Genomic DNA, 21,058 nt, shown 5'->3' with positions numbered 1-21,058 from the left:
AGTAATTATGGTTAAGTAATCATAAATGTAACATACCATTAACCATAATTACACCAATTGCCGGTCATTCTACAGGGCGAAGAATCCTGTTCCTCAAGGAATGACCATGAAACCCGCTCGCATAATGATACTCGCAGTGGCAGCCGCCGCGGCCGGGATGGCCGGCCTGCTGGCGATGCGCCTGGCTGGTTCGCGCAATATCGTGCCCCAGCAGGTTGCGGCGATCGTGGAAAAGGAAGCGACGACCAATGTGCTGGTTGCGAGCGCCAATCTGCCCGTCGGTTCCCGTCTCAATGAAAAATCAGTTCAATGGATGGCATGGCCGGAAAGCGGTGTCGTCAAAGGTCTCATTACCCAGAACGAGCGGCCCGATGCCTTGAAGGACCTCAATGGCGCGGTCGTTCGCCTGCCGATATTCGAGGGCGAACCGATCCGCGAGGAAAAGGTCGCGGATTCTAGCAGCCGCATCCTCTCTTCATTGCTACCGGCCGGCAAACGGGCCGTCGCCACCGAGATTTCCGTTGCCACCGGTGCCGGCGGTTTCATCCTCCCGAACGACCGCGTCGACGTGATTATGGTCCGCAAGGGCTCGCAGCAGCAGCTCGTCACGGAAACGGTGCTGAGCAACGTGCGGGTCCTGGCCGTCGATCAGCAGATCGAGGAAAAGCAGGATGGAAGCAAGGCTGCGGTCGGTGCCACCGCGACACTCGAGCTGACGCCGGACCAGACGAAGGTTCTGGCCGTCGCGCACCAGATGGCCGACCGCCTGACGTTGGCATTGCGCTCCGTCGCCGACGCGCAGCAGCCCGATACGACGGCGGCCGACTATCTTCTGGCCGGCGACAATGGCGGTGGGCTTGTCCAGGTCATCAAGTCGGGAGCGATCGTGACCGATGGCCCGACCGGGCCGAAACCACAATGAGAAGGGGCGACATCATGTTCAAGACAAGCAACAAGGCCAGCCTTCCTCTCGCCGCAATCCTCTCCTTCTCGGTCGCCTTTGCCGGTCTGCCCCTGGCGGACCTTCCGGCCTTTCTGCGCACTCCCGCAGCCTTTGCTGATGGCTCCGACAGCATCGTCACCATCGCCGGCCTTGGCACGAAGCGCACATTGAAGCTCGGCCTCAACAAGGCGCTCGTCGTCGACCTGCCGGCCGATGCGCATGATATCCTTGTTTCCGATCCCAAGATGGCGGATGCGGTGACGCGCACCTCGCGTCGTATTTACCTTTTCGGCAAGACCGTCGGCCAGACCAACATCTTCGTCTTCGGGGCAGACGGCAAGGAGATCGTCAGTCTCGATCTCCAGATCGAGCGCGACATTGCCGGGCTGCAGGCCAATCTCAAGCGCTTCATCCCTGACTCCGACATCAATGTCGAGATCGTTTCCGACAACATCGTGATGACCGGTACGGTGCGTACGCCCCAGGATGCGACAAGGGCCGAGCAGCTTGCGCAGGCTTTCCTCAAAGGCGGCGAAGCGACGACACGAAACCAGACAGCCTCTGGCAGCGGCGACAACAATGCGGTGGCCATTTTCGCAGAAACACGGCAGACGTCGCAGATCGTCAATATGCTGCAGATCGAAGGCGAGGATCAGGTGACGCTCAAGGTCACGGTCGCCGAAATCAAGCGCAGCGTGCTGAAGCAGATCGGCTTCGACAATCTCGTCCGCAATTCTTCCGGTCTGACGGTAGCCCAGCTCGGCAGTCCTGTCTCGGATGGGACGGCGGCGGCCGGCGGCGGAGGTCTGGCCAGCTTGTTCAAAACCGCTATCGGCAAATACGATATTAGTACTTATCTCAATGCTCTTGAGCAGGCAGGCGCCGTCCGTACGCTGGCTGAGCCGACGTTGACGGCGATCTCCGGCCAGGCCGCGACCTTCAATTCGGGCGGACAGACGCTATATGCCGTTACAAACAAGGACGGGACCGTCACGGTCACGCCTTTCACCTACGGCATCAGTTTGGCCTTCACGCCTGTCGTGCTGTCTGCCGGACGAATTGCCCTGCATGTGCAGACCCAGGTTTCCAATCCGGTTGGCACGGCTAACGCCGGCACGGCAACCTACAACCAGCGCGCCGCTGATACTTCGGTGGAGTTGCCGTCCGGCGGCTCGATCGCTTTGGCCGGCCTCTTGAGCGATACCATTCAGCAGACCACCAATGGCACGCCGGGCGCCTCGAAGATTCCAATCCTTGGCGCGCTGTTCCGCCAGAAGAGCTTTCAGCGCGACGAAACCGAGTTGGTCATTATTGCGACGCCCTATCTGGTGCGGCCCGTGGCCCGCGGTCAGCTTGCTCGTCCCGACGACAATTTCTCGCCGAGCAACGATGTCAGCGGCTTCTTCATGAACCGTGTCAACAAGATCTACGGTCGCAGGGATGGGCCGCCGGTCGCCGACGCCGATTTCCACGGCACCGTCGGCTTCATCTACAAGTGAGGGATCAGGATGCGAGCCTTTTCAACCGGTTCAACCACACATCAAATGACGGGCAGTCTTGCCGGTAACGCGCCACGCTCGCTCTGCTCCAGCTTCCCGGCCCTGGCATTGATCGCACCGGCCTTGATCCTCACCGTTGTCCTTGGCGGCTGTGCCGGTTCCCCGGATGGCCTGAAGACGAGCGCCATCAAGGACGATTATCGCCAGCGCCATCCGATCGTGTTGACGGAGAAGGAACACAATATCGACATACCGGTGGCAACCAGTGACCGGCAATTGACCGTTGGCATGCGCGATACCGTTCGCGGTTTTGTGCAGGACTATCGCGGGCATTCAACCGGTACGGTCGAAATCCTGTCGCCGCGCGGATCCATGAATTCGCAGGCCGCATCAACCCTGCGTCAACAGATTCGGAGAGAGTTCGTCGCGAATGGCATTCGCTCCAATCGTATCGTCGAAAGCTATTATGCAGCCGGTGATACAGGTGACGCTGCTCCGATCCGCTTGCGCTTCACCGCCACGACGGCAGCCACCAACACCTGCGGTCAATGGCCCGACGATCTCGCCGACAACGCCATCGACAATCAGAACTACTATAATTTTGGCTGCGCGACCCAGCATAACCTGGCGGCGCAAGTCGCCAATCCGACGGATCTGATCGCGCCGCGCGCCGTGTCGCCGATCGATACCGATCAGCGCAGCAAGGTAATCGACAATTACCGCAAGGGCTCGGTCCCGATCAGCACCGCTACCCTCGGTGGCTTCAGCGGAGCGGGTCAATGAGCAAGACGATTGGCCGCCGGCGGAACGGGATGAGATCATGAACGCCATCGAATACGATATTGACTCGACCGTCGCGGAGGCCGAAGGCGTCTCGCGCGGGAGCAATCTCGACAATCTACGGCCGTTGCCGCGCATTTCGGTGCATGCCTTCTGTGAAAGCGAGCAGCTGCAGGGGGTGATGGACCAATGCGCCAACGACCGGCGTATGTCGAAGGTCAGCTTCCGGATCACCAGCGGCAGCGTCGCGGCGGCGGCAAATATGTTCGCCTCGGCGCCGACCCCCAATCTGATCATCCTCGAGACGCGCGCCAATCCGCGCAATCTGCTGGCCGAGCTTGAGCCGCTAGCCGCCGTCTGCGATCCGAGCACCAAGGTCGTCATCGTCGGTTACCACAACGATATCGGCCTCTATCGCGAGCTGATCCGCAACGGCATCTCCGAATATATCGTGCAACCCACCGACATGGTCGACCTGATGACGGCAATGGCGTCGATCTTCATCGATCCCGACGCCGAACCGCTCGGCCGCAGCATTGCCTTCATCGGCGCCAAGGGCGGGGTGGGCGCATCCACCATCGCGCATAATTGCGCCTTCGGCATTTCAAGCCTTTTCTCCACCGAAACCATCCTTGCGGATCTCGATCTGCCCTATGGCACGGCGAATATCGACTTCGATCAGGACCCGGCGCAGGGGATTGCCGAGGCCGTCTACGCGCCGGAGCGCCTGGACGAAGTCTTTCTCGATCGATTGCTGACAAAGTGCTCGCAGCACCTGTCACTGCTGGCAGCGCCTTCCATGCTAGATCGCGCCTATGATTTCGAGGGCCAGGCCTTCCTGCCGGTGCTCGACGTTCTCCAGCGCAGCGCGCCGGTGGCGGTTCTGGACGTACCTCATGTCTGGACGGAATGGACGCGCTCGGTGCTTGCCGCGGTCGATGAGGTCGTCATTTGCGCGGCCCCCGATCTCGCCAACCTGCGCAATGCCAAAAACCTGCTCGACGCCCTGCGCAAGCTGCGGCCCAACGACAAGGGACCGCACCTCATTCTCAATCAGGTGGGCATGCCGAAGCGGCCGGAAATCAACCCTTCGGAGTTCTGCGCTCCGCTGGAGACGGACCCGATCGCCGTCATCCCCTTCGATATCAATCTGTTCGGCAATGCCGCCAATAGCGGCCGGATGATTTCGGAGACGGATCCCAAGTCGCCGATCGCCGAGACCTTCTCGCAGATATCGCACATCGTCACCGGCCGTGTCGCTTTGAAGAAGGCGAGAAAGGGCGGTCTGCTTGGCCTCCTGAAGCGGAAGTAGTCGTTTGATTTCGCATGAACTTCGAAGGCGGGCCCTTGAAAATCATGCAGTAGTAGAATTGGATCGAAAGCATGTTTGGCAAGCGCGGAAATGAAGGCTCTGCAAAAGGCGGCGGTACGATACCTCCGCCGGCGCCGGTGCGTGCGCCGGCTGCAACCGCGCCCGCGGCACCGGCCGTGCTGATAGAGCCGTCGCGCGATTCCGCCCAGCCGCGCCAGCAGGTCGCGCCGCCGCCGATGCAGACGCCCAGCCGTCGCCGGCCGGCCCGCACGGAGGAATACTACGATACGAAGTCGCAGGTCTTCTCCGCCCTCATCGATACGATCGACCTCTCGCAGCTTTCCAAGCTCGGGCCGGAAGCGGCGCGCGAGGAAATCCGCGATATCGTCAACGACATCATCACCATCAAGAATTTCGCGATGTCGATTTCCGAGCAGGAGGAATTGCTCGAGGATATCTGCAACGACGTGCTCGGCTACGGTCCGCTGGAGCCGCTTTTGGCTCGCGACGACATAGCCGACATCATGGTCAACGGCGCCGGCCAGACCTTCATCGAAGTCGGCGGCAAGACCGTCGAATCGGAAATCCGTTTCCGCGACAATGCGCAGCTTCTTTCCATCTGTCAGCGCATCGTCAGCCAGGTCGGCCGCCGCGTCGATGAATCCAGCCCGATCTGCGACGCGCGCCTGCCCGATGGTTCGCGCGTCAACGTCATTGCGCCGCCCTTGGCGATCGACGGTCCGGCGCTCACCATTCGTAAATTCAAGAAGGACAAGCTGACGCTCGATCAGCTCGTCCGCTTCGGCGCCATTACGCCGGAAGGCGCAACGCTGCTGCAGATCATCGGCCGCGTGCGCTGCAACGTCGTCATTTCAGGCGGCACGGGTTCGGGCAAGACGACGCTTCTGAACTGCCTAACCAACTATATCGACCGCGACGAGCGCGTCATCACTTGCGAAGATACCGCCGAACTGCAGCTGCAACAGCCGCATGTCGTGCGCCTCGAAACCCGCCCGCCGAACATCGAAGGCGAGGGGGAGATCACCATGCGCGATCTGGTCAAGAACTGCCTGCGTATGCGCCCCGAGCGCATCATCGTCGGCGAAGTGCGCGGACCCGAGGTCTTCGACCTGCTGCAGGCGATGAACACGGGCCATGACGGTTCCATGGGGACGATCCACGCCAACACGCCGCGCGAATGCCTGAGCCGTATCGAATCGATGATTGCCATGGGCGGCTTCAGCCTGCCGGCCAAGACCGTGCGCGAGATCGTCTCCACCTCCGTCGACGTCATCATCCAGGCCGCCCGTCTGCGTGACGGTTCGCGCCGCATCACGCAGATCACCGAAGTCATCGGCATGGAAGGCGACGTGATCATCACGCAGGATCTGATGCGCTACGAGATCGAAGGCGAAGACGCGAATGGCCGCATCATCGGCCGGCACGTTTCCACCGGCATCGGCAAGCCGCATTTCTGGGATCGTGCCCGCTACTACAATGAGGAGCGGCGCCTCGCGGCCGCGCTCGACGAGATGGAACAGAAGGCGCAGTAGGCGCAGTAGGCTTTACGATGTTCGGTGTCGATCCAATAGTGCTGTTGATTGTCCTGCTAACGGCGGTGTCGGCTGCTGCTGTCTGCTACGGCATTCTCTATTCGCGGATCGAGGCCCAGAAGAAGGCCGCAAGCCGCGTCAATCGGGTCAAGCAGGCCGAAACCGACCGTGTGAAGGTCAAGGCGGCGCGCGACCGCGTCCAGGAAATGTCCAAGCGGCGCAAATCCGTCCAGGACTCGCTCAAGGATCTGGAGCGTCGCCAGACTGAAAACACTAAGAAAAAGCAGTCGCTCAAGGCGCGCCTGTCGCAGGCCGGTTTGTCGCTGACACCGTCGCGCTTCTACGTTTTCAGCGTGCTGTTCGGCCTGTTCGCGGTGCTGATCTTTTTCATTGTCGGCGCTCCGCCGCTGGTCATCCTCGGATTGTTCTTCGCCGTCGCTTTCGGTCTGCCGCGCTGGATTCTCGGTTTCCTCATCAAGCGTCGGCAAAATAAGTTTCTTGAGGAATTTCCGAACGCGCTCGATCTCATCACCCGTTCCCTTCGCTCGGGCCTGCCGCTCAATGATGCGGTGCGGCTGGTGGCCTCCGAGGCGCGCGATCCGGTCAAGTCGGAATTCCGACGGGTGGTCGAAGCGCAGCAGGTCGGTCTCAGCATGTCTGAAGCTTGCGCGCGCATGACGAACCAGATGCCGCTGCAGGAAGTGAATTTCTTCTCGATCGTCATCACTATTCAGGCCCAGGCCGGCGGCAATCTGTCGGAAGCTCTGGGCAACCTCGCGAAGGTGCTGCGCGACCGCAAGAAAATGAAGGCGAAGGTCCAGGCACTGTCGATGGAAGCAAAAGCATCCGCCGTCATCATCGGCGCTCTGCCCTTCATCGTCATGCTGCTCGTCTATCTGACGTCGCCGCAATACATGATGATCCTGTTCACCGATCCGCGCGGCCATCTGATCCTGGTCGGAGCCGCTATCTGGATGTCGTTTGGAATCTTCATCATGCGCAACATGGTCAATTTCGAGATCTGAGCGGAAGGAGCCGCGTAGCCCATGTCCGATCTGGCCGCCAAACTGACCGATCCCGGCACCCTTCTTGCCGTCGTCGTTGCCATTGCCGTCTTTGCCACCTTCTATACGATCGCCATGCCGCTGCTGGAGCGCGGCGATCTCAACAAGCGCATGAAGGCGGTATCGACGGAGCGCGAGCAGATCCGCGCACGCGAACGGGCACGGCTGGGCGCCGATGGCGGCAAGGCATCGCTGCGCAGCCATAACAATCGAAACGCCCGGCAGATCGTCGAGCGCTTCAACCTGCGAAACGCGCTGGTTGATGCCAATACCATGAATCGCCTGCGCGCCGCTGGCCTGCGGTCCGAAAACGCGCTGAACATGTTCCTGGTGGCGCGGTTCTTCCTACCGTTCCTGTTCCTGGCGGCTGCGATCGTGCTGGTTTTCGTTCTCGGCTGGTTTGCCGCAAAGCCCCTGCCGATCCGTCTGCTCGGCGTCATCGGTTTCGCCTATCTCGGCTTCTATGCGCCGAATATCTATGTTTCCAACCGAATGACCAAGCGCCAGAAGTCGATCAAGCGCGCCTGGCCGGATGCTCTCGACCTGATGCTGATCTGCGTGGAGTCGGGCATATCGATCGAGGCCGGCATGCATCGCGTGTCCGAGGAAATGGCCGAGCAATCCCCGCCGCTCGCCGAGGAAATGGTGCTGACCACGGCCGAACTTTCCTTCCTGCAGGATCGCCGTACGGCCTTCGACAATCTCGCCGCCCGCACCCAGATCGATCTCGTCAAATCCGTGACACAGGCCCTTATCCAGGCCGAACGCTACGGCACGCCGCTCTCACAGGCACTGCGCGTCATGGCGCAGGAGGGCCGCGACGAACGCATGAACGAGGCGGAGAAGAAGGCAGCTGCGCTCCCGCCGAAGCTGACCGTGCCGATGATCATCTTCTTCCTGCCGGTCTTGATGGCCGTCATTCTCGGCCCGGCGATCATCCAGGCCATGGACAAGTTCTGATCCACCGGCTTGTCTGCTGCGTGTGGATGTGATTAACCTTCGATCCGACGTTGTGGACGGCCGGAAGCGGAAATCCTCGGCATGCCCTAGAGGCTGCCGTCCACCGGCAAATGGATGTCCAGCTGTATCGGGAGGTGTCGTATGTCGTCCATGGCAGTATTTTTAAGTGTCATCGCTGCAGTCCTGATCGGCGCCGTTAGCCCCGGCCCGAGTTTCGTGCTTGTCTCCCGCATCGCCGTTTCCCGCTCGCGAAAGGCGGGCCTTGCCGCGGCTTTCGGCATGGGGACGGGCAGCGTTATTTTCGCGACCTTGGCGCTGTTCGGCTTGAGCGCCCTGCTGATGAAGGTCGAATGGCTGTATCTGGCGCTGAAAGTCGCCGGCGGTCTCTATCTGATCTATGTCGGCATCCGCATCTGGCGCGGCGCGGCGGACGATCTTCCGATCGATTCACCGGCGACGCCGAAGGCCGCGGGCGCAGCGCGTAATTTCCTCTTTGCGCTTGGGACCCAGCTCAGCAATCCGAAGACCGCCATCTTCTATGGCAGTATCTTTGCAGCCCTCCTGCCGGCGGTTCCTGCGCCCTGGCTGCTGGCGGCCGTTCCTCCGGCGGTCTTTTTGGTCGAGGCCGGATGGTACACGGTGGTGACGATCGCCTTCTCGTCAAACCGCCCGCGCGCAATCTATCTTGGTGCCAAGCTCTGGATCGACCGCGTGGCCGGCGTCGTGATCGGCGCGCTCGGAGCGCGGCTGGTGGCCGAAGGCCTGCCGCGTCATCTCTGGCGCTAAGGATCGAGGCGGCCGAGCAATTCCTTGGCCGTTTTTATTCGACTGTTTTCCTGGCGTCGCCGCTGGCGGCAAGCTTCTGCCAGGAATTCCGCTGTGCCAGCATGCCCCTGAGATAGGCGACATTGGCATTCGCCTGCTGCGGCGTCAGCTCCTGGCGTGCGATCTGTTCCGCGTCGGCAAAGCGGCCCTGCAGGCCGACGACGAGTGCCAGGTTCTGCCGCACGCGGCTGTCGGCGCCCGGCTGCGAGACGGCCGAGCGAAGGTAGTTTTCAGCGTTCTTGAGATCGCCGGTCAGCACGTAGGACATGCCGAGATTGGAAAGAATTGTCGGCTCGTTCGGGGCAAGCACCAGCGCATCGCGATATTTGGCGCGCGCATCGGCGGAGCGTCCGAGCTGGTCGAGGATGGCACCTTGCGCGGAAACCAGACGCCAGTCCGGCCGGTCCGGCAACTCGGCGCGATCGATGGTCGACAGCGCTTGATCGAGCTGGCCCGCCGCCGCCTGTGCCTTACCATAGGCGGCAAGCACGCCGCGATCGGTCGGATTGGCGATTGCCACCTGCTGCATGACGGCGAGCGCCTGGTCGTTGCGGCCGCTCATGCGCAAGGCATTGGCATAATTGACCCCGGCATCGCGATCTCTAGGATTGGCGTCATAGGCCTTGCCATACGTGGCAGTTGCCTGCGCCAGATCAGTGCCGTTCATCGCCTCGAGAGAGTTCGACGTGTTGGGGATCGAACCGGTCGTCATCCGGTCTTTTCCTGTCGTCGAGCAGCTTGCGAGCGCCAGTGCCAGAAGCGCTGCGGAAGCACCCCGGAAAAGAAAGGTCCTAAGTAAAGACGCAGTTGAAACGGCGGGCATTTCGCTTATCCCTGAATTCCTTAAATCTTGCGCGAGGCCTGGAATCGGAACAGGGAAAGGTTCGACGCAATGTTCGCTCCAGCAATAATCTGTTAACCCTAACAGACGGTTAACTCTCGATTCCCTGAAGTCATTGCCAAAGGATAGTCATGGCCCCCTACCAATATATCGAGCGTGCGACGCCCTTCAATTCCAAGGGTGGTGCGACGCTGCCGATCTTTGCCGTTACCCCGGCACATATCGAGACCGGCACCATCGATCCCATCGCGCTCGATTGGGCCCGCAGGGCCGGCTACAAGGCGGAAAGCGGCTCGCTGCTGTTGATCCCGACGGCCGATGGACATTTGGGCGGGGCCTTGTTCGGGCTCGGCTCCAATCCCTCCGAACAGCCCTTCCTGACGGGAAGGCTCGCGCGCAGCCTGCCGGCGGGCGATTGGCATGTCGAGACGGCGCCGCTGACGGCGAACCGGCTTTCGCTCGGCTTCGGCCTCGGCAGCTATCGCTTCGAGCGCTACAAATCCGAGAAGGCGACGGCACCGACGCTGATGATCCCGCGCGATGCCGACGCCGCCGACATCAAGCGTCAGCTCGCCGGCGTCTTTCTCGCCCGCGATCTCATCAATACGCCCACCAACGATATGGGACCGGAGCAGCTCGAAGCCGCCTTCCGGGTGCTTGCCGAACACTACAAGGCGGAAATGTCCGTCATCATCGGCGATGATCTCCTGAAGGAGAATTTCCCGCTCGTGCATACCGTCGGCCGCGCCAGCGCCGATGCGCCGCGCCTCTTGGAACTGCGTTGGGGTAAGAAGGGCCATCGCCGCATCACGCTGGTCGGCAAGGGCGTCTGCTTCGACACCGGCGGCCTCGACATCAAGCCGGCATCCTCGATGCTGCTGATGAAGAAGGACATGGGCGGTGCGGCGAACGTCATGGGCCTGGCGCTGATGATCATGGACGCCAAGCTCAAGGTCGACCTGCGCGTTATCATTCCCGTCGTCGAGAACTCGATTTCGTCCAACGCCTTCCGGCCCGGTGATATCTACACGAGCCGCAAGGGTCTAACGGTGCAGATCGACAATACGGATGCGGAGGGGCGGCTGATCCTGGCCGATGCACTTGCCTATGCCGATGAGGACGCGCCGGACCTGATGATCGACATGGCGACGCTGACGGGTGCTGCCCGCGTCGCGCTTGGCCCCGACCTGCCGCCCTTCTTCACCGATGACGACGATCTCGCCCGTGATCTGACCGAAGCGAGCCTGGAGACGGACGATCCGCTGTGGCGCATGCCGCTCTACATGGGCTACGACAAGGATATCCGCACGAAATTCGCCGATATCACCAATGCTCCATCAGGCGGCATGGCCGGCTCCATCACCGCCGCCCTGTTCCTCAAGCGCTTCGTGACCAGGACGCCGAGCTGGGCCCATTTCGATATCTACGGCTGGGCGCAGAGCGAACGACCGCATTCTCCCGGTGGTGGCGAGGCGCAGGCGATCCGGGCGCTGTATCATCACATCAGGCAAAGCGTGCGGTAGGGGCTGTCGATGCAGGTAGGTGGGTTCTCGAATAGCCGAGCCGCTGTACCCCCCTCTGTCGCTGTCGCGACATCTCCCCCACAAGGGGGGAGATTGGTAACTCGTTGCTTATGCCTGCCATAAGCTGACGTTGAACCTGCTGAAATCCTGAGACCCTGTTTTGCGGATAACGAGTGGCAAACTCCCAACGATCTCCCCCCTTGTGGGGGAGATGTCACGAAGTGACAGAGGGGGGGTGCGCACTCTCAACAAGTTCCGGTGCGCGCTTCTTAACAGCGACTGGGAAGTTCACCCCTTGAAACCGCCACTATCTTGGCCGAGACTGGAACGGGAGCGTAACGAATTTCGGGGTTTGCCCTTGCCGCTTGAACTCTCTGCCTCGCAGGCTCTCGGCCTCTGGCATGGCGTGACGCTCGCTCAGGTGCGCCGCGAGGACCATGATTTGACCTTGCGGCAGACGGCGATCCTGCTGCAGATCTATCTCGTACCGCCGCCGCATACCGTGCGCGGCCTTGCCGCGACGCTCGGCGTCACCAAGCCGGTCATAACCAGGGCGCTTGACACTATGGGCGTGATGGGATTGGTCGACCGCGTACGCGACGAGCGTGATCGCCGCAACGTCATCATTAAGCGTACGGTCACCGGCGCGCTCTATCTTGAAAAACTCGGTGATCTCGTCATCGAGCACGGCCGCAAATTGTAACCTCGGGAATTTCTCCATGACGCTCGACCGCCGCCTCAATGCTTTCAGGCCCGATCTCGCCGAGGCCGTTCTTAAGGGCAAAGTCGAGGCCGAGCGTTTCGTCGAGGGCGGCAGCGCACGCGTCGCCATCCCAGTCGTCCCGCTTCGGCCGAAGCCGGATCTCGCATCGGGCATCGATACCGAATTGCTCATGGGCGAGGAGGTCACGGTTTTCGAGCGCCGCGATGGCTGGTGCTGGGTAAAGGCGCTGTCCGACGGCTATGTCGGCTACCTTCCCGAGACGGCGATCAAGGAAGGCGCGGCAGCGCCGACCCATGTCGTTATCCCCCAGCGCACCTTCCTCTATCCCGAACCGGAACTGCGCAAGCCGCATACCGCAATCCTCTCCATGGGCAGCCTCGTATGCGTAACCGGCACGGCGGAGGCGCGCGGCAATCACTATGTGGTCCTGGAGGACGGCACCGCCATCTTCGCCAAGCATGTGCAGCCGATCGGCGACAACAGGGGCGGCGATTTTGTCGACGTCGCCTTGCGCTTTATCGAGACGCCCTATCTCTGGGGCGGCCGCTCCGGGCTTGGCATCGATTGCTCCGGCCTCGTGCAGCTGGCGCTGTCGATGACGGGCCGCGCAGCACCACGCGATACCGACATGCAGGCCGCCGGCCTCGGCCGGCCGATTGCCCGCGATGAGCTGAAGCGCGGCGATTTCGTCTTCTGGAAGGGCCATGTCGCCATCATGGAAGATCCGGAAACCATCGTTCACGCCAACGGTCATACCATGACCGTCGCACGCGAGAATTTTGCCGCTGCCGTCGAACGTATCGGCTGGCTCTACGAACAGCCGACGGGTTATCGCCGTTTCGTCGACTGATCCACTCCGGAACCGCTCTTTCTCTCGCCCGTTATCTCTTTGATCGAGATATCCTATCGAAAGGAGAAGACGCATGCCCATCACGGCAATGGAAAAGACGGTCCGGGATATTCTGCTCGACAGCCATATGCGCAGAAGCGGCAAGATCGACAGGCTACGCGAGCTGCAGAGCGAGGCTCGGGCTATCCAGCGCGCCGGCAGCGAAAGCGCGATGAGCGCGGATGACGGCCTTCAGGATGATCTGCGCGTTATCGAGAAGGCGTTGGAGGATCTCCACGCCGACGTCAAAGAAAAAGGTGCCGCAACACTTTAGGCGACGACACCCGCAATTGCTTTCACCAGGCGTTCTTACTGTGCGCGCGGTCGCGCGATCCAGATCCCGGCGATGATGACGATGCCGCCAAGGGCCTGTATCAGCGTGACATTTTCGCTGAACAGGAACCAGGCGAAAAGCGCGGCTGCGATCGATTCCAGGAAAATGACGAGCGAGGAGAAAACGGTCGGCAGCCGTCCGAGCGCCACCGAAAGCAGGCCCTGTCCACCGGCATGGCTGATGAGGCCGAGCGCCAGAAGCACCCACCATCCCGAAATTGACTGCGGCAATATCCGCGGCTCGAAGAAGAAGGCGACCAGGAACAGGATCGTGGCGGTGATGACGCTGAGTTCGAAGGTGACGCGTGCCGCATTCGTCGTTGGGCGCGCCGCGCCGACCGCCAGAAAATAGAGGCCGAAGAAGGCGCCGGTGATGATGGCAAGCGCGTCGCCGACAGCGCGGCTCGGATTGAATGCAAGGCTCTGCGCCACCAGCGCCGTGCCGCCGGCAAGGCAGACCAGAAGCCCGATCAGCGTGGTGCGATCGACCCTCTGCCTCAGCAGAAGCCAGCCGAAGATGACGACCCAGAGCGGCGCCATGGTCGCAAAGAACGTGGCATTGGCAATGGTCGTGCGCATGATGGCGAGGTGCCAGAAGAACAGGTCGCCCGTAAAGGCGATGCCGGCAAGAATGGTCGGCAGCGTAAAGCTGGCACGGGGTGCGGTGACTTCCGAAGCCTCCGCATATCGCATCCAGACCCAGAGGATGGGCAGCGCCAGGAAGACGCGCCAGAATGCGCTGGCGAAAGGCCCGACATCGGCCAGGCGCACGAGGCTTGGCGAGATGCTCATGGCCAGCGCCGCAAGCAGCATCGCCACCAGCCCGAAAAGGAATCTTTTCGAGGCGTCGGAGCCTGTCTTATCGGCAGCATGACGGTTTGAACCCGTCCTCTCGCCAAGATCTGCGGCGCCTGTATCGTAATCGGTGTCCGGCTGTGACATTCTCGTGCCTTTGCAAGTCAGGTGATTTGTGGCGCAAAGCTAATACATAGGGAAAGAGGATTTGGCTCCATTGCGACAAGTTTCATGCAATTTTGTTTCTTCTTTGCGGTAAGGATGATTTGAAATGCGCAAACCCGCCGATCTCGATGAATTCGACCTGGCGATTCTCGATCTTCTTCAAAAAGACAACACCGTTCCGCAGCGCAAGATCGGTGAACTCATCAATCTATCGGCGCCCGCCGTGCAGCGGCGTATCAAGCGCATGCAGGCCGATGGCGTCATTGAGGCGAATATCGCCGTCATCGATCCGGCAATGATGGGCTTGCCGATCACCATCATCGTCGAGGTCCATATCGCAAACGAGCGTTACGACCTGATCAATGCGATCAAGCGCAGCTTCCTGGACGCGCCGGAAGTTCAGCAATGCTATCAGGTCACCGGCGAAGCGGATTTCGTGCTTGTCGTCGTCGCGGCCAGCATGTCCGACTATGAGGCGCTGACGCGGCGTCTGTTTTACGACAATCCGAACGTCACGAAGTTCAAGTCGCTCGTCACCATGGACCGGGTGAAGATCGGCCTTTCCTTGCCGTTGGCGCGGGATTAGCCAGCTTTCTGCAGCTGCTGTTCATCCCGGCCGCCTCGGCCAGTTCGTCACGCCGCCGGTCCAGTCCTCGAAGGCTTTGGAAAGTCTAAGCACCAGCATGTCGCCGAAGCGCGGGCCGACGATCTGCAGGCCGATCGGCATGCCGGAGCGGGAAAAGCCGCAATTGATCGACGAGGCCGGCTGCTCCGACATGTTCCACGGAACCGTGAAGCCGATGTGCTCGAAGGGCAGGGCGGGGTCGTTGGTGGGCGAGGCCCATTCGGCGGGATAGGAGACGATCGGATTGGTCGGCGAAAGCACGGCGTCGACTTCGGTGAAAAGCTTGCCGCAGCTCTTGCGCATCTCGATCGTCTGGTTGAAGCCGCGAACGGCATCGACGCCGCTGACATCGGCTCCACCCTTCGCCCAGCTATGGATATAGGGCAGGATGCTGTTTCGCCGCTCCTCGCTCAATCCCATGATGTCGCCCCAGAAGCGCGCGCGCCAGAAGAGATCGAGCCCGTCGAGCATCTGCCTGGTCAGCACCGGCGCGACGTCGATAATAGTTGCACCTGCTTCCTCGAAGCGCTTGGCGGCGGCAAGGACCGCGTCGCGCACCTCGTCATCGACGGGCAGGCCGCATCCGGCATCGAGCATCAGGCCGATCTTCATGCCGCTGACGTCGACGCCGAGATCCATCCAGTCGATCTCGTTCGGCGGCAGGCTGGTGCCGTCGCGCCAGTCGGGACGCGACAGCGTCGCCATGGAGAAGGCGGCATCTTCGACCGTGCGGGTCATCGGCCCGGCGCATCGCCCGACATAATAGGGGTCGACCGGAATGCGGCCATGGCTGGGCTTGAAGCCGAAAATGCCGGTCCAGCCGGCCGGCAACCGCACCGAGCCGCCGATATCGGTGCCGATATGCAGCGGCCCGTAGCCGGCTGCGGCCGCCGCCGACGCGCCAGCGCTGGAGCCGCCCGGATTTTGGCTGGGATCCCACGGATTGCGGCTGAGCTTGTGAAAGCTGGAGAGGCCGGAGGAGAGCATGCCGTAATCGGGGCAGGTGGTTTTCGCGAAAATCACTGCGCCATCCTCGCGCATGCGGGCGGCGATCGGCGCGTCCTCGGCGGCGGGAACCAGCTCGACGGCCGCCGTGCCAAGCGGCACCGGCTGTCCCTTGGTGGCAATCAGCTCCTTCAGCGTCACCGGAATGCCGTCCAGCGCCCCAAGCGGCGCACCCTTAGCCCAGCGCTCCGTGGAGGCGGCCGCCTGCTTGCGTGTGCCTTCGGGATCATAGGCATAGAGAGCAGCGATTGTCGGCTCCCATGCCTCGATATGGTCTTCAAGTGCCAGCCAGTATTCGCTGGGGGACAGGCTCTTGTCGGCAAACTTGCGCCTGAGGTCTCGGATCGAAAGATCGGTCGGTTCACTCATGATCTATACTCTTCATGTCTCTCTCAGCGCGTCGCCTCACGGGGGTCGAGTAGATCGCGCAGCCCGTCGCCGAGCAGGTTGAAGCCGAGGACTGACATCGCGATGGCAAGACCCGGCAAGAGAGCCAGCCACGGCGCGACTTGGAAATAGGTTTGCGCATCGGCCAGCATCCGGCCCCAGGTCGGCGCCGGCGGCGGCACGCTCAAGCCCAGGAAGGCAAGCCCGGCCTCGGTGAGGATCGCAAGGCCGAGCTGGATCGTCACCTGGACGATGATGCTGCCCATGATATTAGGCAGAACATGGCGCAGCGTGATCGCAAGCTGCGTATTGCCGATGGCGCGCGCCGCCAGCACATAGTCCCGGCTCCAGGCTTGTAGCGCCGAGCCGAGCGCGACGCGGGCAAAGACCGGCACCATGAAGACCGCAATGGCGATGATGGCCGTCATGCGCCCCGTCCCGAGAAATGCGCCGAGGATCATGGCCGAGAGGATCGGCGGCAGCGCGAAGATCACGTCGCAGGCCCGCATGACCAGCGCCTCGAACAGGCCGCGTTGGGCGGCGGCGGAAACGCCGATGATCGTTCCGAGCGTCCCGCCGATGGCGACGGCCGAAACGGAGATCGACAGCGAATTCCAGCAGCCGGCCATCAGCATCGATAGGACATCGTGGCCAAGCTGATCGGTGCCGAGAAGCCCGAAGCCGAAGGGCGGCTGCAGCTTGTGGGTGATCTGCATCTTCGCCGGCGGCACCGGCGTCCAGAACAGAGAGATGACGGCGACACAGGCAAGGGCGACGGTGATTAATGCGCCGACCATCAGGTTCGCGCGTCGCAGCGCCCGAAACCGGCGGGAGGGCTGGGCGGCGGCTCTGGTTTCGGCTGCAGTCATCGCGCACCTCCCGCCCGCAGCCGGGGATCGATGGCAAGATAGGAAAGATCCACCAGGAAATTCACGACGATGACGAGGCCGGCAAAGAACAGCACCACATCTTGAAGCACGATGATATCGCGCTGGCTCAGCGCCTGATAGGCCAGGCGGCCGAGGCCGGGCAGGGTGAAGACGTTTTCGATCAGCACGGCGCCGGCGACCAGAAAGGTGAATTGCAGCCCGAGGATGGTCAGCACCGGCACCAGCGCATTCGGCACCACATGCCCCCAGAGCACGCGGCTGCGCGAAAGGCCCTTGGCGGTCGCGGTGCGGGCAAAATCCTCATGCAGCGTGTCGAGCACGGCCGAGCGCGCGACCCTTGTCAGCACCGCCGCCTGCGGCAGCGCAAGCGCGACGGCAGGCAGCACGAGCGATTTCAGGGCTGGCCAAGCGCCGCTGTCCCAGCCGGGAAAGCCGCCGGCCGGCATCCAGCCGAGCGAGGTGGCAAACAAAAGCACCAGCAGCAGCCCCACCCAGAAGCCCGGCACGGCAATGCCCATCTGTGAAAACAGCGTTGCGAGGATATCGAGGAAGCCACCGCGTCTGGCGGCTGCCGCGACGCCGAGCGGTACGGCGACGAGGACGGAGAACAGGATGGCAAGGGCGGCAAGCGGCAGGGTGACGGCGAGCCGCTCGGCAATCAGGCCGGCAACCGGGACGCCGTAAGTATAGGACCTGCCGAGATCGCCCGTCAGCGCGCCGGCAAGCCACTGCCCGTAGCGGATGATCAGCGGCTGGTCGAGGCCCATCTCATGCCGAAGCGCCGCCAGCGTTTCCGGCGTCGCCGAAGTGCCGAGCGTGATCGCAGCCGGGTCGCCCGGCAGCAGTGCCATGACCGCAAAGACCAGCAGCGAGACCGCGATCAGCGTCAGGATCAGTCCGAAAATCCGGCGGGTGAGCAATACGATCATAGCATGTCCGTGGCCGAGCAAGCCGGCATCGTCGCGCGAAAGCGGTCAGTCTTCCCAGGAGACGTTGGTCAGTACATTGGAGGGGATCGGTTCGTTCTCCCAGAGACCCTTCAGCTTCTTGTCCCAGACGCCGAGCTTCGGCATGACGAAGAGGAAAAGGGCCGGCACATCCGCGGCAAGAATGCTCTGCGCCTCTCCATAGAGCTTGTTTTGCTCGGCCGCATCGGCGGTAAGCTGGATCTTCTTCATCAGCTCGTTGAAATCAGGGTTCTTGTAGTTGAAGTAATAGGGATCGCGCGAATAGATATCGATATCGAGCGGCTCGGCATGGGCGACGATGGTCATGTCGTAGTTGCGGCCGCTGAAAACGTCCTGCACCCATTTCGCCGGAAATTCCGTCGGCTCGATATTCATGGTTACGCCGATATCGGCAAACATCGCCTGCATCACCTGCGCGCTTCTGGGAGCATAGGCCATCTGCGGCGTTTTGATAGTGAAGCTGAAACCGTTCGGATAGCCGGCTTCCGCCAGCAGCGCCTTGGCCTTGGCGGCATCGTAGGGCAGCGTGCCGGTCAAATCTATGTAGCCGGGGTCGTTCGGCGTGTAGTGGCTCCCGATGGCGGTCCCCAGGCCGGACCATGCGCCCTCGATGATCGTCTTGCGATCGAGCGCCATCATCAGGGCCTGTCGCACGCGCTTGTCATCAAAAGGCTTGCGGGTGTTGTTCATGCCGGCCACGACCTTGAGCTCGGTATTGCCGATCTTGGTCGTCAGCCTGGCATCGCCGTCGAAGGAACTCATGAGTTCAGGTGCTGCGAATTCCGGAAAGGCATCGAGGTCGCCGGCCTTCAGCGCCGCGGCCTCCGCCTGCGGGTCGGAAATGAAGCGGAAGGTCACCTTCTCGAGCTTCACATCGACCGACTTGTTCCAGTAATCCGAATTTTTCACGAGGTCGACATGGTCGCCCTTGGCCCAGGCGGAGAATCTGAACGGGCCGGTGCCGACGGGCGCCGTCTTGTCATTGGCGGAGGATTTCGGCCCGACCATGACCGAGCTCGGCCAGCCGAGCCAATAGAGCAGACTGCCGGTCGGTGAGGAAAGATGCAGCACCAGCGTTTCTGCATCCGGCGTGTCGATCGAGGCGATGGTTGCAAAGAAACGCTTTTGCGGATTGACGGATTGAGCGCCGCGGGCGCGATCGAGCGTGAACTTGGCGGCGGCGGAATCGAAGGCCTGACCGTCGTGGAATTTCACGCCGGTCTGTAGCTTGAAGGTATAGCTCAGGCCATCGGGTGAGATCTCCCAGCTCTTGGCGAGCTGCGGCACGATCTTGCCGTTTTGGTCGATGGCAACCAGCCCTTCGAAGATGTTCTGCCAGGTGACCTGGCCGATCGCGACGGGCGCGGCGATCGTCGGATCGAGCCCTGTCGGTTCGACGCTCATGCCGAGATTGAGCGTCGTCTTGGCAGCTTCGGCCGGGGTCAAACCCATCATAAGCAGGCCGGTAGAAAGTACGGCGCTAAAGGCAAGCCGGCGCGCAAAGTCGCTAAGGCTCGGGCATGAAAACTTCGTCATCTCTGTTCCCTTGCATTGCCCGCGAGGCTCGGCTTCCCTCCGACACGCGGTCTTTTTCACGATAGTGTCATCTCGCAGGCGCACACACAATTCTGAAAATTTGTGCTTATGCGGTGGGATCTGTTGTTATCCGCCGAAACGATCCCGCCATGCGGGCTGCCCACCTTCGATCGGCAACGCTGTTGCCTCATAGACGCCGCGGGCGATGGCGCGCGCCATGACTGTCGTGGCGAGGTGGCAGAGCTCCAGGAAACCTGGCATGTCATCGCGAGCGTGCCTGCCAGTGGACGCGGCAAATACGGTATCGCCGTCGAGCGGCAGATGCGTCGGCAACAGCGCGCGGGCAAAGCCGTCGTGAGCGCAGATGGATAGGCGATGCGCCTCCGCCTTGGTCAATTGCGCGTCGGTGATGACGGCACCGATGGTCGTGGCGGTGATGTTGGTGCCCTTCAGCCGCAGGCGCGAATCGACCACCTGCGGCATGCCGAGGCCGCCGAATTCGCCATTCTCTTCGAAGGGCGCGGCCCAGAAATGCGGGCCGTCGCCGATGGTGGCCGAGCCGAGCGCATTGACGGCGACGATGGCGGCGATCCTATATCCCCTGCTGCTGACGGCGCTGGCGGACCCGAGCCCGCCCTTCACCGTCGCCGTCGTGGCACCCGTTCCCGCACCGACCGTACCGAGCGCGAAGGAGCCCTTGCTCGCGGCTTTGAAGGCCGCATAGCCGAGGTCGCGATAGGGGGAATGCAGCCCCCAATCCTTGTTGCCGCCATTGATGAGATCGAACAGGATCGCCTGCGGCACGATTGGCACCAGCGCATCGCCGACCTTGAGGCCGCGGCCGATCTCCCTCAAGCCCGCCTGCACCCCACCTGCGGCATCGAGCCCGAAGGCCGAGCCGCCTGAAAGCACGAGCCCATCCACCGCGCCGACGGTCATCGCGGGGTCCAGCAATGCCGTGTCCCGCCCGCCCGGCGCGCCGCCGAGAACGGTGCAGGAGGCAACCGCCGGTTCATCGAAGATGATGGCGGTGACGCCGGAGCCGAGCGCAAGATCGGTGGCATGACCGACGGCGACGCCTTCGACATCGGTCAGGAGATTGAGGAGGTCAGCCAATGAAAAATCCTTCGCCATTCAACGCGCGAGGTCGTCACGGCGATAGGATCGTAAAGAGAGTGAAAACACAAGACGGGTTTGTGTGTGTTGGGGCCGACCCTCGTGGTTCGAGGCTCCGGCTTTCAGCCTGCGCGCCTCACCATGAGGGCGGGGAGAATGTCGCGACTCGACGAGAGTGCGTGGCAGCTTGGCGGGAAGGACCAGCCCTTGTATTAGGCGGGTGTGTTTTACTGGTGCATCCTTAGGGATGCCGGGATCTGGATGACGGTCCAGATCCCGGCGACGGGGATGGATCGTTTAGCCCTTAGCCTTGGCGAAGCCTTTG

20 protein-coding genes are annotated in these 21,058 nt (G+C 62.0%); 13 read left to right on the top strand and 7 right to left on the bottom strand.

Translation table 11 applies throughout. The annotated features are described in order from the left end of the window. Positions 1 to 106: 106 nt before the first annotated feature. From cpaB to ACPYOP_RS12015, 8 genes are all read left to right on the top strand, one after another. Positions 107 to 922: a Flp pilus assembly protein CpaB gene (gene cpaB, locus ACPYOP_RS12050; protein ID WP_481410627.1), complete on the top strand. Its 816-nt coding sequence runs from the start codon at positions 107 to 109 to the stop codon at positions 920 to 922. Positions 923 to 936: 14 nt separating this feature from the next. Next, a complete protein-coding gene (locus tag ACPYOP_RS12045; RefSeq protein WP_481410626.1) occupies positions 937 to 2,442 on the top strand; it encodes a type II and III secretion system protein family protein in 1,506 nt (501 codons plus the stop codon). 45 nt (positions 2,443 to 2,487) lie between these two features. Beyond that, positions 2,488 to 3,225, top strand: coding sequence for a CpaD family pilus assembly protein (locus ACPYOP_RS12040; protein ID WP_481410625.1), 738 nt, complete (start codon positions 2,488 to 2,490; stop codon positions 3,223 to 3,225). A 37-nt stretch (positions 3,226 to 3,262) separates the two neighbouring features. Beyond that, positions 3,263 to 4,534, top strand: coding sequence for a CpaE/TadZ family protein (locus ACPYOP_RS12035; protein ID WP_481410624.1), 1,272 nt, complete (start codon positions 3,263 to 3,265; stop codon positions 4,532 to 4,534). Between the two features lie 71 nt (positions 4,535 to 4,605). Next, entirely contained in the window at positions 4,606 to 6,087 is a 1,482-nt protein-coding gene (locus ACPYOP_RS12030; protein WP_481410623.1) for a TadA family conjugal transfer-associated ATPase, read from the top strand. A 17-nt stretch (positions 6,088 to 6,104) separates the two neighbouring features. Next, on the top strand, positions 6,105 to 7,112 hold the full coding sequence (locus tag ACPYOP_RS12025; protein WP_481410622.1) for a type II secretion system F family protein: 1,008 nt from the start codon (positions 6,105 to 6,107) through the stop codon (positions 7,110 to 7,112). Positions 7,113 to 7,133: 21 nt separating this feature from the next. Next, positions 7,134 to 8,111, top strand: a complete 978-nt coding sequence (locus ACPYOP_RS12020) for a type II secretion system F family protein (RefSeq protein WP_481410621.1) — start codon at positions 7,134 to 7,136, stop codon at positions 8,109 to 8,111. Between the two features lie 141 nt (positions 8,112 to 8,252). Beyond that, positions 8,253 to 8,897 (top strand): LysE family translocator, encoded by a 645-nt coding sequence (locus ACPYOP_RS12015; RefSeq protein WP_481410620.1) that lies wholly within the window; start codon positions 8,253 to 8,255, stop codon positions 8,895 to 8,897. 34 nt (positions 8,898 to 8,931) lie between these two features. On the opposite strand, the gene ACPYOP_RS12010 is transcribed toward ACPYOP_RS12015, so the two are convergent. Next, positions 8,932 to 9,759: a tetratricopeptide repeat protein gene (locus ACPYOP_RS12010; protein ID WP_481410619.1), complete on the bottom strand. Its 828-nt coding sequence runs from the start codon at positions 9,757 to 9,759 to the stop codon at positions 8,932 to 8,934. 149 nt (positions 9,760 to 9,908) lie between these two features. Between ACPYOP_RS12010 and ACPYOP_RS12005 the strand changes: the two genes are divergently transcribed. The 4 genes from ACPYOP_RS12005 to ACPYOP_RS11990 all read left to right on the top strand — a co-directional run bounded on the left by ACPYOP_RS12005 (position 9,909) and on the right by ACPYOP_RS11990 (position 13,187). After that, positions 9,909 to 11,300, top strand: coding sequence for a leucyl aminopeptidase family protein (locus ACPYOP_RS12005; RefSeq protein WP_481410618.1), 1,392 nt, complete (start codon positions 9,909 to 9,911; stop codon positions 11,298 to 11,300). Between the two features lie 358 nt (positions 11,301 to 11,658). Beyond that, the gene (locus ACPYOP_RS12000; protein ID WP_481410617.1) at positions 11,659 to 12,003 is read left to right on the top strand and encodes a MarR family transcriptional regulator; all 345 of its coding nucleotides are present in this window, start codon (positions 11,659 to 11,661) and stop codon (positions 12,001 to 12,003) included. Between the two features lie 16 nt (positions 12,004 to 12,019). Next, the gene (locus tag ACPYOP_RS11995; protein WP_481410616.1) at positions 12,020 to 12,874 is read left to right on the top strand and encodes a C40 family peptidase; all 855 of its coding nucleotides are present in this window, start codon (positions 12,020 to 12,022) and stop codon (positions 12,872 to 12,874) included. A 73-nt stretch (positions 12,875 to 12,947) separates the two neighbouring features. Next, positions 12,948 to 13,187: a hypothetical protein gene (locus ACPYOP_RS11990; protein WP_481410615.1), complete on the top strand. Its 240-nt coding sequence runs from the start codon at positions 12,948 to 12,950 to the stop codon at positions 13,185 to 13,187. Between the two features lie 35 nt (positions 13,188 to 13,222). Here ACPYOP_RS11990 and ACPYOP_RS11985 read toward each other — a convergent pair whose 3' ends face one another. After that, positions 13,223 to 14,188 (bottom strand): DMT family transporter, encoded by a 966-nt coding sequence (locus ACPYOP_RS11985; protein ID WP_481410614.1) that lies wholly within the window; start codon positions 14,186 to 14,188, stop codon positions 13,223 to 13,225. A 124-nt stretch (positions 14,189 to 14,312) separates the two neighbouring features. Between ACPYOP_RS11985 and ACPYOP_RS11980 the strand changes: the two genes are divergently transcribed. Continuing rightward, the gene (locus ACPYOP_RS11980) at positions 14,313 to 14,792 is read left to right on the top strand and encodes an Lrp/AsnC family transcriptional regulator (RefSeq protein ID WP_481410613.1); all 480 of its coding nucleotides are present in this window, start codon (positions 14,313 to 14,315) and stop codon (positions 14,790 to 14,792) included. A gap of 21 nt (positions 14,793 to 14,813) precedes the next feature. Here ACPYOP_RS11980 and ACPYOP_RS11975 read toward each other — a convergent pair whose 3' ends face one another. From ACPYOP_RS11975 to ACPYOP_RS11955, 5 genes are all read right to left on the bottom strand, one after another. Continuing rightward, the gene (locus ACPYOP_RS11975; RefSeq protein ID WP_481410612.1) at positions 14,814 to 16,205 is read right to left on the bottom strand and encodes an amidase; all 1,392 of its coding nucleotides are present in this window, start codon (positions 16,203 to 16,205) and stop codon (positions 14,814 to 14,816) included. Positions 16,206 to 16,228: 23 nt separating this feature from the next. Beyond that, positions 16,229 to 17,092, bottom strand: a complete 864-nt coding sequence (locus ACPYOP_RS11970; RefSeq protein WP_481410611.1) for an ABC transporter permease — start codon at positions 17,090 to 17,092, stop codon at positions 16,229 to 16,231. Beyond that, positions 17,089 to 18,042 carry an ABC transporter permease gene (locus ACPYOP_RS11965; protein ID WP_481410610.1) on the bottom strand — a complete coding sequence of 318 codons (954 nt, stop codon included), beginning with the start codon at positions 18,040 to 18,042 and terminating at the stop codon, positions 17,089 to 17,091. The genes ACPYOP_RS11970 and ACPYOP_RS11965 overlap by 4 nt, the downstream gene beginning before the upstream one ends. A 45-nt stretch (positions 18,043 to 18,087) precedes the next feature. Continuing rightward, positions 18,088 to 19,617 carry an ABC transporter substrate-binding protein gene (locus ACPYOP_RS11960; RefSeq protein WP_481410609.1) on the bottom strand — a complete coding sequence of 510 codons (1,530 nt, stop codon included), beginning with the start codon at positions 19,615 to 19,617 and terminating at the stop codon, positions 18,088 to 18,090. Positions 19,618 to 19,743: 126 nt separating this feature from the next. After that, complete coding sequence (locus ACPYOP_RS11955) at positions 19,744 to 20,733, bottom strand: P1 family peptidase (RefSeq protein WP_481410608.1); 990 nt, start codon at positions 20,731 to 20,733, stop codon at positions 19,744 to 19,746. Positions 20,734 to 21,058: the final 325 nt, after the last annotated feature.

The sequence above is a fragment of the Rhizobium sp. KNZ2-6A genome (assembly GCF_056755475.1).
Note: the sequence above shows the minus strand (reverse complement) of the source record. Positions and strands in the feature narration are given on the sequence as shown.